At 40.4% G+C, this 14,353-nt stretch carries 14 protein-coding genes and 1 tRNA gene; 4 read left to right on the forward strand and 11 right to left on the reverse strand.

Annotation, left to right across the window (positions count from 1 at the left end):
• Positions 1-16: 16 nt before the first annotated feature.
• The 3 genes from DSM08_RS04560 to DSM08_RS04570 all read right to left on the reverse strand — a co-directional run bounded on the left by DSM08_RS04560 (position 17) and on the right by DSM08_RS04570 (position 3,340).
• Entirely contained in the window at positions 17-1,228 is a 1,212-nt protein-coding gene (locus tag DSM08_RS04560) for a bifunctional 3,4-dihydroxy-2-butanone-4-phosphate synthase/GTP cyclohydrolase II (protein WP_149525046.1), read from the reverse strand.
• 70 nt (positions 1,229-1,298) lie between these two features.
• Entirely contained in the window at positions 1,299-2,762 is a 1,464-nt protein-coding gene (locus tag DSM08_RS04565) for an LptF/LptG family permease (RefSeq protein WP_149525047.1), read from the reverse strand.
• A gap of 200 nt (positions 2,763-2,962) precedes the next feature.
• Positions 2,963-3,340 (reverse strand): START-like domain-containing protein, encoded by a 378-nt coding sequence (locus DSM08_RS04570; RefSeq protein ID WP_149525048.1) that lies wholly within the window; start codon positions 3,338-3,340, stop codon positions 2,963-2,965.
• A 324-nt stretch (positions 3,341-3,664) separates the two neighbouring features.
• Here DSM08_RS04570 and DSM08_RS04575 point away from each other — a divergent pair.
• Positions 3,665-3,738, forward strand: a tRNA-Met gene (locus tag DSM08_RS04575).
• Positions 3,739-3,807: 69 nt separating this feature from the next.
• Here DSM08_RS04575 and DSM08_RS04580 read toward each other — a convergent pair.
• Positions 3,808-4,524 carry a DUF1963 domain-containing protein gene (locus DSM08_RS04580; RefSeq protein ID WP_149525049.1) on the reverse strand — a complete coding sequence of 239 codons (717 nt, stop codon included), beginning with the start codon at positions 4,522-4,524 and terminating at the stop codon, positions 3,808-3,810.
• Between the two features lie 123 nt (positions 4,525-4,647).
• Positions 4,648-5,739 carry a cadherin repeat domain-containing protein gene (locus DSM08_RS04585; protein WP_149525050.1) on the reverse strand — a complete coding sequence of 364 codons (1,092 nt, stop codon included), beginning with the start codon at positions 5,737-5,739 and terminating at the stop codon, positions 4,648-4,650.
• 98 nt (positions 5,740-5,837) lie between these two features.
• Between DSM08_RS04585 and DSM08_RS04590 the strand changes: the two genes are divergently transcribed.
• Positions 5,838-7,073 carry a TonB-dependent receptor plug domain-containing protein gene (locus tag DSM08_RS04590; protein ID WP_149525051.1) on the forward strand — a complete coding sequence of 412 codons (1,236 nt, stop codon included), beginning with the start codon at positions 5,838-5,840 and terminating at the stop codon, positions 7,071-7,073.
• Complete coding sequence (locus DSM08_RS04595; protein WP_187773974.1) at positions 7,070-8,248, forward strand: TonB-dependent receptor domain-containing protein; 1,179 nt, start codon at positions 7,070-7,072, stop codon at positions 8,246-8,248. Before DSM08_RS04590 ends, DSM08_RS04595 begins: the two co-directional genes overlap by 4 nt.
• A gap of 30 nt (positions 8,249-8,278) precedes the next feature.
• Here DSM08_RS04595 and DSM08_RS04600 read toward each other — a convergent pair whose 3' ends face one another.
• The gene (locus DSM08_RS04600) at positions 8,279-8,926 is read right to left on the reverse strand and encodes a hypothetical protein (RefSeq protein WP_149525053.1); all 648 of its coding nucleotides are present in this window, start codon (positions 8,924-8,926) and stop codon (positions 8,279-8,281) included.
• 134 nt (positions 8,927-9,060) lie between these two features.
• On the opposite strand from DSM08_RS04600, the gene DSM08_RS04605 reads away from it, so the two are divergent.
• Entirely contained in the window at positions 9,061-9,351 is a 291-nt protein-coding gene (locus DSM08_RS04605) for a GNAT family N-acetyltransferase (protein WP_149525054.1), read from the forward strand.
• A 5-nt stretch (positions 9,352-9,356) separates the two neighbouring features.
• On the opposite strand, the gene DSM08_RS04610 is transcribed toward DSM08_RS04605, so the two are convergent.
• From DSM08_RS04610 to DSM08_RS04630, 5 genes are all read right to left on the reverse strand, one after another.
• The gene (locus DSM08_RS04610; protein WP_149525055.1) at positions 9,357-9,881 is read right to left on the reverse strand and encodes a hypothetical protein; all 525 of its coding nucleotides are present in this window, start codon (positions 9,879-9,881) and stop codon (positions 9,357-9,359) included.
• A gap of 100 nt (positions 9,882-9,981) precedes the next feature.
• Positions 9,982-11,571 (reverse strand): ABC-F family ATP-binding cassette domain-containing protein, encoded by a 1,590-nt coding sequence (locus DSM08_RS04615; RefSeq protein WP_149525056.1) that lies wholly within the window; start codon positions 11,569-11,571, stop codon positions 9,982-9,984.
• Positions 11,572-11,737: 166 nt separating this feature from the next.
• Complete coding sequence (locus DSM08_RS04620) at positions 11,738-12,244, reverse strand: hypothetical protein (RefSeq protein WP_149525057.1); 507 nt, start codon at positions 12,242-12,244, stop codon at positions 11,738-11,740.
• A gap of 139 nt (positions 12,245-12,383) precedes the next feature.
• Positions 12,384-12,986 (reverse strand): alpha-ketoglutarate-dependent dioxygenase AlkB family protein, encoded by a 603-nt coding sequence (locus tag DSM08_RS04625; protein ID WP_149525058.1) that lies wholly within the window; start codon positions 12,984-12,986, stop codon positions 12,384-12,386.
• Positions 12,973-13,842 (reverse strand): bifunctional transcriptional activator/DNA repair enzyme AdaA, encoded by an 870-nt coding sequence (locus DSM08_RS04630; protein ID WP_149525059.1) that lies wholly within the window; start codon positions 13,840-13,842, stop codon positions 12,973-12,975. The genes DSM08_RS04625 and DSM08_RS04630 overlap by 14 nt, the downstream gene beginning before the upstream one ends.
• Positions 13,843-14,353: the final 511 nt, after the last annotated feature.

Genomic DNA, 14,353 nt, shown 5'->3' on the forward strand with positions numbered 1-14,353 from the left:
CCTCCTCTTAATATGCTTATAAGTTGCTTAGGGTGTGACCCATGCGGTCTCTTTTTGTTTTCAAGTAGTTTTCGTTGAACTGATTGGGTTGGATTTCAATTGGCACATTTTCTACCACTTCTAATCCGTAGCCGATAAGTCCAGCTCGTTTGCTTGGATTATTTGATAACAAGCGCATTTTCGTAACGCCCATATAACGAAGGATTTGTGCTCCAACGCCATAATCTCTTAAATCTGGTTTGAAACCCAGTTCGATATTAGCATCTACCGTATCAGAACCCTGCTCTTGGAGTTTGTAAGCATGAAGCTTGTTAACCAAGCCAATTCCTCTACCTTCTTGGTTCATATAAACGATAATACCTTTACCTTCTTTCTGGATGATCTCCATTGATTTGTGTAATTGTGGTCCACAATCACAACGGCATGAACCGAATATATCACCTGTAACACATGAGCTATGAACGCGGACAAGGACAGGTTCGTCCTCATTCCATTCCCCTTTGTATAAGGCTAAGTGCTGCTCACCGGTATTTTTCTGCGTAAATGCTTTCATTTTGAAGTCACCCCATTCCGTAGGCATCTCGACAGTAACCTCTTCTTTGATTAAGGTGTCATGTTTCAAACGGTACTCGATAAGGTCTTCAATGCTGATGATTTTTAAATCAAAACGTTCAGCTACCTTGATCAAATCAGGTAGGCGAGCCATTTCTCCATCGTCTTTAAGGATTTCGACCAATACGCCTGCAGGTTCAAAACCCGCTAAGCGCGCTAAGTCTACCGATGCTTCAGTATGACCTGTTCTACGAAGAACACCGCCATCTTTAGCGATCAATGGAAAGATATGTCCCGGACGTCCTAACTCCTCTGGGCGGATATTGGGATCGATTAATGCTTTGATTGTTTTTGAACGATCGGATGCGGAGATACCAGTTGTACATCCATAACCCTGTAGATCGACAGATACGGTAAAGTTTGTTTCATAAACAGCCGTATTGTTGTTGACCATTAAGCCTAGGTTCAACTCACGACAACGCTCTTCGGTCAATGGTGCACATACAAGCCCACGTCCGTGAGTGGCCATAAAGTTGATAATTTCTGGCGTCGCATTGCGCGCAGCAGTTACGAAGTCGCCTTCGTTTTCACGATCTTCATCATCTACGACGATTATGACTTTTCCAGCTTTGATATCCTCAATAGCTTCCTCTATCGTGTTTAATTTAATTTCCATTCTGTAGTAAATATCAGTACAAAGGTAGGGCATATCATGCATTATTTTATTAATATGCTGTCATAATATACTAGCCTTTGCTATAATCGGTTTTCTTTTTTCTATTAAAAAATGCGACAATACGTTTCCATAGGGCTTCGGCTTTCAGTTTATACTGATCGGCATCGAATAGTTTGGAGTCGGTAGTTGATTTGTAAGTCAGGAAGATAGCTAGCGGCGTGAGCACAATGATAGCCATCCACATGCCCCACATTGGTGTTAAGCTAGCGTCTTTCGCTGCTTTCTCTGCCAGCGTTGCAATAACGTGGTAAATAAGGAAGAAGATAATCGCCATAACCACAGGTAGGCCAAGACCGCCTTTACGGATAATAGCCCCTAAGGGAGCTCCAATACCGAACAAGAGCAAACAGGATACCGCCAATGTAAACTTCCGGTGCCATTCTATATCATAGCGAATGTCTTTCTCCTTGTAAGGAGCGTATTCCATCTGCTTATTCACCGCAAGGTCTTTTACCTGACGAGCCTGATTTAATGCATTATTTAGGGCCATTCTATACTGCTCTTTCGTGGCAATATCATCTAGATGGATATTTGCTTTGCTTGCAGGAGGTTTGCCGTTCTGGAAATAGGAAGAATAAAGATTGATATAACGTTTAGCCTCTAATGCATTGACCTGTTGTAAGCTGTCGATGTAAACGTGATTGGAATCAGAATATAAACGAAGCTGCTTCAAGTTCAACATCTGATGATGTGATTTGAAGAGATCCTGATCCGTTCGGTTCATATCAAAGGAACTCATGTCAAACTTAGTCGTCGTTTCCTTGAACCTAAATCGAGTAAACTGCTGTCTCGGATCATAACGCTTCGCGTTCTTCACCCGTGCATCTTCATAACGAACACCATCAATCAGCTTCAATACCATGTATCTGTTATCTGGCGAGTTCTGCACATAGCCTTCTTTTGCGAAGGTGACATTATCTGCAGTACCACCTGACTGATGTTGATAGATCATCATATCATAGAGCGTCGTACCGTCTTCGCTCTTTGCTTTTGCGCGAATAGAATAGCCCGGAATTGTACTATTGAATACACCTGGTTTAATAAAGAAGTCGGCTTTTTTCTTACGGACATCATAAAGCAGCGAACCCATCTTTAGGTTTACCACCGGCAATATATAATCCGAGAAGAAAAATGATCCGGCACTGAATAGTGCTACCACGACGAATAGCGGCGTCATTGCTTTCCGTAAGGAAACGCCAGCGGCTTTGATAGCCACGAGCTCATAGCTTTCGCCCAAGTTCCCGAACGTCATGATAGAAGATAGTAACATGGATAAGGGTAGAGCCATCGCTAACTGCACAGCGCATTGGTAGCTCAATAGCTCTAAAATAACATACCATTGGAAGCCTTTTCCAATTAAGTCATCAATATACTTAAACAAGAAAAGCATCAATAATACAAACATCACAATGAAAAATGTGACCAAGAATGGTTTAATAAATGCTTGTAGAATTAATAAATGTATTTTCTTCATATAAACCTATGCCTTCTAGGTAGAAAGTCAAAAGATTATTCGTCCTAGTTTATCCGCAAAGATACAATTTTTACGTCTTGAAATGTGTTAGAAAAACGTTAATGATCAATTGAGAATCGCAATTGTTAATGTAAAAGGTGGTGAAAAAGGAGAGGGGGAAAGATATGCACCCCAACGGTCGTTGGGGTGCATCGTATGTTTTATGCGCCGATAACGCTTTGTAAGTATCCGATAGAATTATCCCAGATTTTCTTACGATCGTCGAGGTTGTCTTCTTTGACATAATCTGTTATGCTGAGTGCGACATCGTTTGTCAACTCGTCTTGCACGATTTCGATTTCGAAGAAATAAGGATCATCATCGATCCATTTGAATTTTACGCTCTTATTTTCTTTGACAGCAACGAGTTTTGCACGATGTGACTCGTTATCCCATACAAATTCATATATGCCGTCATGATAGTTTACATCGTCAGCAAACCATTGCGCCAGCTCATTTGGCTCCTGCAGGTAAGGAAATAAAATTCGAGGAGAAGAATTTAGTACATATTCTAAATCTAGTTTAATTTTTTCCGACATATTTATTCAAAGTAGAAGTCTCTAACAATTTAAGTTCTTCAAGTGGGTATGTTTGCATACCTACTTTTTGTAATATTAGCGAATAAAACTGTAATCCAAAAGTACGGCAGTATCTTTTTTTGCACATTAGAACGGTTATCAACAAGACGGCAGGAGGCTGTTTTTTATAGGGTCTTCAAAATAGCGATCCAGATGCTAGATTCTATCTTTTTAATTATAAAATGGTTGTGAAGGAATGGAAAAATAAAGTAGAGAATTTGAATTATTTTATTCAAAATTTCTTTGAAACTTATTCCTTATTGCTATCTTTGCATACCGAAAAACGGCGGGGTAGCTCAGATGGTTAGAGCGCAGGATTCATAACCCTGAGGTCGGCAGTTCGATCCTGCTCCCCGCTACTGGAAAAAAGCTCATCGAAAGATGAGCTTTTTTAGTATACATATTTCCCAGGAGAATTCATCTTTATCCTAAGATTGCGCCCAAACAAACTCGCAATTATCGAAGTCCATATTCTTCAAATCTTCTTTTGGAATCAATACGCTGAAAACTCCTTCATCATTAAATCCATTCTCACCGATCTGCAGAAGTACAACTTTGTCGGAAAATGTAATTTCTTTAATCTCTTCATCCTGCAACTGGCAATTGGTATAAATTCCGAATATTTTTGATTTTTCGGAACCAGAAAAGTAGCCCCAAACAAGACCGTCTTCATTTGTCTCTTCATCTTCGTCATCAGGTTCGTAATAGCGTTCTGCAAACGTTTCTGTATCAGCAAATACTTGGTCAATTAAGATTCCAGTATAGAAATTGTCTTCATGTTCCTTGGTGATTCGAACTAATTGCTCGTTAGCAACATCTGCATAAATCACTTTTCCAGTGTCGTTGAGTATTTCTGCAAAGAAGATAAGTTGACCTTTCTTAGGTAATAGCCCTGATTTGTCGAAGGGCGAGAATTTTGACAAATCCAACTGTGCTGCAAATCTTAGATTATCTGGATGTTCAACTCCCGGAGGTAGATCAATAATTGGTCCGCCATATCGAGATTGCCCCAACGCGGCCTCTATTTCCGTGTGTTTCACAAAGTTCTCTGGCATCCAATCTTCGTGTTCCATTGATGCCGGATAATATTCTCTATTGTCTGCGGTGAAACTAATGATTTCAAAAATTTGCTCTTTCTGATCCATGTGTCATTTGCTGTTATTTATATAAATAGATAGTCACTTTTGAAGTTGCATACGATTCAAAAGCGACTATCCTATTAAGTCAAACAATAATAATATGATTCAGTTTGCTAATCGCCAATATCCTTACTCCAACACCAAAGTCATCGGCGTGGTAAACTCTAAGCCATGTTTCGCGGTTGCTTTGATAGTCAATTTATAGCTTCCTTTCTGTAAATCATTCTTAGCCTTTGTCGAGATAATCCCTGTATCTTCATTGATTGAAAAGATCCCCTTACTATCATCATAAGGTTTGTTGTTCCATTCGATTTTATCGATGCTGAATTTCCCTTTGTAGGATTCTGGATAAAATGCAGGAGCTTTCGAAACATAACCAGCTTGTAGATCAACAATAAGGTAATTGTATTTTACAGTAAGATTTAAATCAGGATAATAGGTGCCATATACAAACTGAATTGCGGGGATAAAAATAAACTTAATCTTACTGGAAGCTACTGCGAAGCCGTCTTTTAATAATTGTGGCTCAAGCTCATAGGTTTTCTCTTCCTTTTGTGTCAGACTCCCGGAAGTACCTGGAAAGACGACTTTATTATTCTCAATTTTAACTGCTTCACCGTCAATTCCTTTGGATTTCGCATTCCAACTCGTACCGGCGATTCTCGTGGCTTCACTATGAAGTTCGAAAGAACTTGCTTTATCGCTAAAGAGCGTGTAAATAAATGCCAAAGATTCACCATTTGAGCTCTGTATGTTTACCGATGATTTTTGCAAAACAAAACTTATTAGTTTTTCAGCCAGTAACTTGCCATCCTTTGCTACAGCACGCAGCTTTATTTTATATATCGGTGGAACCGTAGCGCCGTTAATGGTCGATACCTCCGAGTTGGGATACAGTAGCCCGCTTTTAATGACGATTTTCTTATTCTCCCAATCGACTTGTATTGCATCTTTTAGCTTATCATGCAGTTTGATAGACTCTGATATTTTGATATCCGCAGTCTCGTCAAAAGACAGTACATAATCCACTGGCCCCTTTATGTTATCAATGGGTGTTAATGCCAATGTTGTATCCTGACCGAATTGCAATTTAAAGTCTGAGGTTTCTTCTTGTATCATCTTCTGTTCCGATGTACCGTCCTTCTTACATGATGAAAATAAAAGAGATAGCGTGATGATAAAGCAAGAAAAAGAGAGAGTTGGTTTCATAATAATTTTCATGTATGTGTATTTGATTTCGTCAAAAGTAAAAAATATTATTCTACAAATGCAATAATGTTGCATTATTAAGTGAATAATTTTTACTTTTACCGCATTAAATGATAATTAAGATGATACTATTGTCGATTGCGAGAAAATACTTGTTATTAATCTTTCTATTTGTTTCTTGTGGATTGAGGGGGCAACAGTCGCTAACCGGAGATACAATAAAAAGAATAAGTATTGAAGAAGTTCTAGTCGAAAAAAGACTATCCAAATATCCGGCTGGTTTGTATATAGATAGTTTGAAGTTGAAAAATATACAGTCACGCACACTGGGGGAAACTTTAAGCAGTATTCCGGGAATACAAAATTCTAATTATGGACCATATATCGGTATGCCGACTATTCGTAGTTTAAGTGGCAGTAGAGTAGGCATATTGAATAATAATCTTTCTACGAACAACTTATCTGGGATCTCACCAAACTTGGGTGTTCATGTTGATTTCGATAACGTTGAAGCAATAGAAATACACAAATCGGGCGCAAGTGTGCTTTATGGTGGGAAGGCGATAGGAGGGGCGGTAAACTTAATTGATCAGACTATTCCAAAGCATTTGGGTGGCACCAAACTACAAGGTGGCTTCAGTGCAGAGGCCGGGACAAACAGTGGACATAAGCAGTCCGTAAGCCTTGCGGGTCAAATCGGAAAGCATTGGGGTTGGCATTTTGGAGGAATGAACTACAAGAATGAACGCTTTAAAATCCCAGGAAATCCTAAGCCAGCTTTAGCATATGATAACGATATCGATCCAGGAACCGAAGACCTCGCCCAAGTAATTGTTGATGCTCGGAACGTACAGAACGTCAGTCTTTATCCATATTTAAGCCAATATGTAATCGAAAAGATGAAGGAGCCCGATCACGGATTGTCAGAAGAAGATCTATACACCGACAAACCTTACTCGGTAATTGGGGGAACGCAAGTGGAGAATCCAAAAAACGATAAGTTTATTGCTGGTCAGCCGGAAAATACAGCACGCTATGTACGGGAAGTTTACGGAATACGAGACTATCATCCCGTGGAGAAAGGAACTATGCCGAACAGCCACGGCGAAAGCAAATCCGTCAACCTAGGGACAAGCTTCATTAAGCATGATTTAAGGATTGGGGTAGGCATTAAAGCCAACGAAGGTTATTTCGGAGTCCCTGCATTTGCCAAGATAGAACAGCCGGAGCACAATCACGATCATGGCGCTCCGGCGAAAGCTCCGGTCTATTCTCCCATCAATACGCGAAGCTTGAATTACGAGGGCTTATTTGGATCGGTTCGTATCAACCGATCCATAGATTGATAAATAAAGTCACACTCAATTACAGTTATCAATATGGCGATAACAGGGAGCTGCTTGATATCTATAAGGTCAATCAATTCAACAGCCGTCGTCATGCTATTCGATCGGAAGTAGAGCTACATTCTCAGGATTTTTGGAATAGCACTACAGGCGTTGATTACTCCAACTTATCCATGCTAGGAGAGGGGCTGATGCACTATCTACCTAATGTTGGAAGCCGAGAAACCGGGGCTTTTACTCTTCATCAATTCAAGCTACAAGCCTTTCAATTAGACCTAGGCTACAGGCATGATTGGATCGATCGGCACGCTCAGGCTGATGCAGATTATAAAACGTCAAGGGGATTGGCAGGAGGCACTCTTAGCCCAAGATCATTTCATCTTAATCAGTTCTCCAGTAGTGTACAATGGCACTACAATATTTTATTGCAGTTTAGACTTTCATACAATCATGCGGAGCGCGCTCCGGATGTTAATGAACTATACGCCGGCAATAATCACTTCGCCATTATTACCGAAGAGAATGGTGATGACAAGCTTAATCCAGAGATTGCAAATAGCATTGAAGCTGAAGCAAAGATTAGTTACCAAGGATTTACTCTCGTCGCTAATATTTATAATAATAACTTCAACAACTACATCTATTTAGCGCATACTGGACTTTCCAATCCCGGTGGATTTGTCAAAAAGGAATGGCGGGCTGCCGATACAGAAATCTCGGGATTTGAAATGACGCTTCAATACCAAAAGAAATGGGATAATAAGCAGGGTATCCAATTCGAAGGATTTACAGATTTGGTAAAAAATAAGAATACCTCCGATGATGAAATGCGGAAGTGGGCGGAAGGAGATTATATGCCTAATCTTCCGACAAGTCGGTACGGAATGCAGGTACGTGCGGACATAAGGAAGGTGAATCTCAATATAGCATATACGCAGTTTATGAAGCAAAAATATTTAGGTAAAAATATCAATATAGAAAAAGCGATGCCGGCCTATGTTATGCTGTCTGCCAATATTGGCTATCTCTTCACTCTTCGGGCCTATCAGGTTACTGCATTCGTATCAGGGAACAATCTTTTGAACGTAGAGGCGAGACCGCAAAACTCTCCATTAAAATACCTGGCTCCTCTGCCCGGAAGAAACTTATCCGCAGGACTAAAAATAAAAATATAGAACATTAAGAAAACAGGTTGAGATAATACCCTAGCGCGAAACAGGAACAGATAGATACTCAGAAAATATTTCGGTTAATATCTTTTTTACTTCGTTCTTATTGAAAGTAGTTGCGTAGCGTCTCGACCTTATGTAGTTTTCTCGCGTCATTTTTTTAACTAAATCAGCAATAGTTTCAACCTTCAATTCCTTAGCAAAATAATAAACAACACGGAATCCGATTATGGAAATAAGAAGACCGGTGAATCCTATCCACGAATCATAGAATAAAGTCGCAAATGATATTAATGTGAGTATCATCAGTGAAATCTCTACCCAATTGGAAGGTTTTAATAAATTCAGCTTGAATCCTAAATGCTCGTCAATTTGGCGAAGCAAAACTCGTCTTTCGTTTCGAGGCATTAGATCGGCAAGCTTAGATTGCAACCCAATGGTCGATTTGTCGATTTCAAGTGTTTGCGCAATTGCTTCTCGAAGCATGTAAAAAGCCTGCTGATTTGTGCAATCGGCTCGGTCTTCCAACTCGATTTTGTTCTCAATATGATCAAAAAGCTCGCCAAGTGCATAAATATTTTCTAACTCATTCCGTTCGAACTTTATGTCAAATGAAACCTCGATCTGAAGAAGTATATCTTCAAAATCCTCTGAATCAATATCATCGATTAATATTCGTCGCATCCCGAAAACTGAAAGAGTTTTAGATCGAATATAACAAATCAAACCTATATTTTTATCAGCTTAATATCTGCTTCCGTTATCGAAGTCCAAAACATCCACCCCAATCTAGCGTTATCCTATTACAACATCGCATTATGGAAATCATCAATAACGAAAAGAATCTACAATTTGAATACCATCATAACGACGAGGTAGCACGGCTGGAATACCGTTTTTACAAAGACAATATCGCTATGATGCATACAGTAGTGCCTGAGAGCATGAAAGGACAGGGGGTAGCGTCTGCATTAGCTGAACAAGCCTTTGCATTTGCCAAAGAAAAGAAAAAGAAGGTTATGGTATATTGTCCCTTTGTTTCCAAATATGTTAAGAAGCATCCCGAACTAAGGGAACAGATCAATCGAGAATATCATCCCAATCTATAGCGACTTTACTTTCCAGTCGGCTGAAAAGTAATACTTTGATGCGTGCCATCAATCTGCATATCGCTCAACGGTTTTATTTCCAACTTTCGTTGATCTAATTGCAATATCTTGTATCTGATGCTTGAATTCACCGTATCAGCATTGACATTCCACTCGCTATTTACTGGATTGCTATAGGAGAAGTTAAAAGTAAGGATGGAGTCAGGAGCTGAAATGGTATAATCTCCATAAAATTCCCCATTGTCCAATGCGGGAATAAAATTAATGTTGCCCATTTTCTCCGGCTTGGTTAGAAAATACGATTCTGTCTTATGGGAAAATTGTATCTCGTTGAATGCCAATGTTATCCTTTTTGCGTATTTGTAAACCACAGGCTGATCTACCGCTTGCTCTTCTACTTCCGATCGGTTCTCCCAGCTATACTGCTGTAATAGCGAAACATCTAAAGTTTTATTTTCTGGCGCAAAATCATCCTCCTTACATCCGAAGAGTAAGCCAAAGGCAAAGACAAAGAGCAGAGTCAATCTCATGGTTCCTTTTGGGCTTGAGAGGTTTGATAAAAAGGATATTCCTTAATACAATGTGAATTTACGCCAAAGAAATTTTAAATCAAAAAGAAATCCTTTAATTCTAGTTTAAATTTATGCTTTTGTCGATTTTCAACTCCTCCATAAACACTTTATCGTGCGAAATCAATAATAGCGTACCTTGAAAATCATTTAGCGCAGATGATAAGATCTCAATGTTTTGAATATCAAGGTTGTTCGTCGGCTCGTCGAGCATAATGATGTCTGGCGCTTTGCTGGAGATATTCAGACAACATAACAATAATCGCATGCGTTCGCCGCCACTCAACACCGCGCAGGACTTTCCCCAAGATTCTTTCCCAAATAGAAACCTGCTCAAGCGGATCTTGATTTCATGCTCCTGAAGACCTGATTGGTTAAAGGATTCGGCCATTTCGTAAATACTCTTCGCCGACCGGATGATCGAGTAGTCCTGATCGATGTAGATGGATGTGAAATCTGCACGGTAAATTGTTCCTTTACCAGGTTGCCGCTCATTCAACAAAAGCTTTATCAAAGTCGATTTACCAGCGCCATTATCGCCATAGATCCCAACGCGATCGCCATGATATATTTTAAAGGAAAGGTCATTCGACCATAGCATCTCTTGATCGTACGAGAAATTGATTTGCTGCGCGTCGATAAGATTCTTCCCGGTATAAGTATCCGAATTGTCGAAACCAAACTTCATCTGATCCAACTCGGAGAGGTTTATCCGTAGATCATGAAGCTCCTGACGAATACCACCAATTTTCTCCTGATGTACAGACTTCAATTTGGCGCTGCTGCCCTCGGCCTTATTGCGCAAGGTATTCATCATAATACGCGCTACGCCTGCCTTCTCTTGCTTCTTTTTACCTCGGACATTTAGCTTATTTTGCCTTTCCGCCGCTTCGCGTTCCTTATCGCGCGCTTTGCGAAGCTCCTTTTCTTTGTTCTGAAGTTGCTGATCCAATGCGTTCTTCTCTACGTCCTTTTGCTCGGCAAATTCTGCGTAATTTCCCCCAAAACGCTGAACGCCTTTTGGACTAAGCTCCGCCGTCATGTCCAATAGGTTCAGCAAAGTCCTGTCGTGGCTCACGATCAGCATACTGGCATTGCTATCCTCTATTAACTCGTAAAGCTTCTTGCGCGAAGACAAATCCAAATGGTTGCTAGGCTCATCCATCAATATTAGTTCTGGCTGATGCAGCGAAATTCCGGCAAGAAAAACCTTCACCTTTTGTCCGCCACTCAAGGAGCTTAAAGGAACTGATAATGCTAAGTCTCCCATACCCCATTCCTGAAGTGCATAGCTCGCACGCTCCTCGATATCCCAATCATCATTGAGGATCTCAAAGTTCTCCATCGAAGCGTCGCCCTCCGTAATTTTTTGTAAGGCGTCGATCTTCTCAGCAATGCCTAAAGCCTTCGCAATGCTATAGTGCTCGTACGCATCAAATAGTTGCGGAACATAATAGGGACTTACATCAACAGATAGTAGCCCGCTATTTAGGGGCAAAATTCCCGCGATAATTTTCAATAGGGTAGACTTGCCGACGCCATTGTGACCAATGAGGGCAATCTTTTCTTGTTTATTTAACGTGAATTGTAGGTCCTGAAATAGGACATCTTTATTAGGATGTATATAAGTAGCGTTCTGTAAAATAACCATAGCTCTTTCAAAGTTTGTGAAACCATAAATCTCACCCGTAGGTGCTGGAATAAAACGATAGAAAGAGGGGTATTACATACTGCTATTTATTTTGATTGATACAAAGATAAGGAAAAAATTCGCACAATTCGACTATTGACAATCTAAGAAGTGTCACGCGTTTGAATTACGCTAAGCCCGCAGACAAATTGTTCGTCATTGCGTTCTCAATTTCCGCTTTCCATTTTTTTGGAGCAAATATACGGAAATCCATATGCTCGCCACTGTTCAGTCTTATGGACAATCCTTTGAAAAATAGTCCCTTTGACATATCCGTTTCTACTAACTGAATCTGCTCAAGAGGGATTTCTTTCTGAGCATCCGCTGTCTTTGGTTTATGGAATATAAATACTAATCGATCGGAAAGAAGGTATAATCTAACGGCTTGCGAATCGTTTTTGGTAACATAATTTGCACCATTAAGTAACTTGACTTGCTCTTTATCCAGTCCGTCCGTCGTCAATTGTTTTTTCATCCTATTAGTCTGATAGAAGTAGTAAAATATTCCGAACATCAGACCCGCCATGATTCCACCTAAAATGGCTTTAACAGGTTCATATTCAAACCAAAAAAACACGAACATGCAGAGCGTATATATGAGCGGCGCCAAGAGGAATCGTTGAAAGTTGTTCATAATCTAAAAATAGGTGTTAATAAAATTAGTTTCCCTAAAATAAAGATTAATTTCCTGAATAGCAAATAGAAAGATGCTGTTAATCAAATGAATCTAGGCAAATTTTATCAGCGTAACTAAAAGATCATTTGGAAATTCGCTATACTTCCTCAATCGTCCTAAAGGTCAGGTTAATTCTTGGGCCATGGGTGACCTTTGTTGGTGGCAATCGATGCAACCAATGGGTTTGTGTGGTATCCTTCATGATCAAAAGGCTGCCATCTTCCAGCAGCAAATCGACCTTCTCTTTACTTTCTTTATGCTTAAAGGAGAACTTCCTTTCTGCCCCAAAGGTCAAGGAAGCGATAGCCCCATTTTTTTTCAAATCCTTCTCTCCATCGCTATGCCATGCCATGCCTTCGCTACCGTCGTGATAAAGATTCAAGAGGCAGGAATTAAATGTTTCACCTGAAACCTGCTCGACGATTTCCTTTAAACGCAGGAGTGTTTCATTCCAAGGTAAGGCGCGCTTTAGTATCCCCGAATAGGTGTACTCAAAAGCATTGTCGCCGTACCAGGCCACTTTGCGTTTCGTTAAGATATGTTTTCCAAAGATCATGGCCTCATCGTTCTTCCACGCAATATCCTGCATCAAACTCTGATAAAATGCTGCGGTGTCATCGATTACGACCCCATAGTAGTTTACCGTACCGTCGTAGGGAAGCCAATTCTTATTGGGATCTGCATTATTAAATAGTCTCATTGCTCATTGCGGGTTTTTGTTTTGCGATTTCCCAACCGATGATTGCCGTTTTGCGTAAAGGATCCCAGCGGTAACTGCCAAATTTTCCTGAAGTTTGAATCACACGGTGACAAGGAATTAAATAAGCAATAGGATTCTGACCAATCGCTGTACCTACGGCTCTTGATGCCGTCGGCCGCTCGATTGCCTCCGCAATTTCTTTGTAGGTCTTGAGTTTCCCAGTTGGAATTTCCAATAAGGCTTGCCATACTTTCAATTGAAAAGGGGAACCTTTTAAATGCAATTTGATACGATCCACGGGATTTTCTGCTGCAGGATCGAAAATCGTTAGGGCTTGACGATGGCTTTCCTTCTCTTCAGCGACAAATTCAGCCTTTTCGAATTGGGATTTCAATGTCTGTAAAGCATCTTCTTCGTTGTCGGTGAACGCCATATAGCAAATACCCTTGTCGGTCGAAGCTACTAAACAACGGCCGAACGGTGTTTCCTGAAAGCTATAGGCAATTCTTAGACCCGCACCCCCATGTTTGTATTCCGCCGGCGTCATGCCCTCGATCTGCACAAACAGATCGTGCAATCTACTGGTGCTGCTAAATCCGGTCAAGATATGGGTGTCGAACAAGGTGCGTTGTTCTTCTTTTAATAATTTCTTGGCGTAGTCTATCTGAATATATTGTAGGAATTTCTTAGGACTCGTACCGGCCCATTCAGAAAACATCCGCTGAAAATGAAAGGGACTCAGATGTACGTGCTCAGCAATTTCCTCCAGGCTCGGCTGACGCTGAAAGTTATCCTGAATAAACTGTATCGCCTGTGCGATACGGTCGTAATTGATCGCTTGTTGTGTCTTTTCCATACTCAAATATCCTAAGAATAGCAGGCATCTGAAATCCAATTCTTGCTAAGTTACTGGTTTTTGAGTAGAAAACTCCTTAGAAACTCTGCTAATGCGCTTCGAAAATAGAAGGGGACTGCTTCGACATAGAGCCCTTTCAAACCCAATGCATACCCCATTCAGATCCCAATCAAACCCAATTTCAATTGGGTTTGATTGGGGTCTGAATGGGGTAGTATTTAGTATTTAGTAGTTAGTATTTAGACCTAGGGTGGCTATTAAGTTTTAGATATTAGACATTAGATGTAAGATTTTAGAACTGCAGGCTGTTTTGTCTTGAACCAGGAAAGGAAGGATGCTAGGATTGTCAGGATAATTCGTCTTTGAACCAGGAAAGGAAGGATGCAAGGATGAACAGGATCGGTTATAGCGTTGCATATTGGTATGCACATTTACGGTATTGATATCATACGTTTCTTTAGTACGCGGTTCATCATGATTACCGCCTAAATAGTTCAAAATTATTTAGGAG

The organism is Sphingobacterium hotanense (assembly GCF_008274825.1).
Taxonomy (GTDB): Bacteria; Bacteroidota; Bacteroidia; order Sphingobacteriales; family Sphingobacteriaceae; genus Sphingobacterium; species Sphingobacterium hotanense.

Coding starts and splice junctions, on each gene's coding strand:
- DSM08_RS04590 (WP_149525051.1), top strand. CDS start 5,838: ATGATAATTAAGATGATACTATTGTCGATTGCGAGAAAATACTTGTTA.
- DSM08_RS04610 (WP_149525055.1), bottom strand. CDS start 9,881: ATGAGATTGACTCTGCTCTTTGTCTTTGCCTTTGGCTTACTCTTCGGA.
- DSM08_RS04630 (WP_149525059.1), bottom strand. CDS start 13,842: ATGGAAAAGACACAACAAGCGATCAATTACGACCGTATCGCACAGGCG.
- DSM08_RS04565 (WP_149525047.1), bottom strand. CDS start 2,762: ATGAAGAAAATACATTTATTAATTCTACAAGCATTTATTAAACCATTC.
- DSM08_RS04580 (WP_149525049.1), bottom strand. CDS start 4,524: ATGGATCAGAAAGAGCAAATTTTTGAAATCATTAGTTTCACCGCAGAC.
- DSM08_RS04560 (WP_149525046.1), bottom strand. CDS start 1,228: ATGGAAATTAAATTAAACACGATAGAGGAAGCTATTGAGGATATCAAA.
- DSM08_RS04615 (WP_149525056.1), bottom strand. CDS start 11,571: ATGGTTATTTTACAGAACGCTACTTATATACATCCTAATAAAGATGTC.
- DSM08_RS04625 (WP_149525058.1), bottom strand. CDS start 12,986: ATGAGACTATTTAATAATGCAGATCCCAATAAGAATTGGCTTCCCTAC.
- DSM08_RS04570 (WP_149525048.1), bottom strand. CDS start 3,340: ATGTCGGAAAAAATTAAACTAGATTTAGAATATGTACTAAATTCTTCT.
- DSM08_RS04605 (WP_149525054.1), top strand. CDS start 9,061: ATGGAAATCATCAATAACGAAAAGAATCTACAATTTGAATACCATCAT.
- DSM08_RS04600 (WP_149525053.1), bottom strand. CDS start 8,926: ATGCGACGAATATTAATCGATGATATTGATTCAGAGGATTTTGAAGAT.
- DSM08_RS04585 (WP_149525050.1), bottom strand. CDS start 5,739: ATGAAAATTATTATGAAACCAACTCTCTCTTTTTCTTGCTTTATCATC.
- DSM08_RS04620 (WP_149525057.1), bottom strand. CDS start 12,244: ATGAACAACTTTCAACGATTCCTCTTGGCGCCGCTCATATATACGCTC.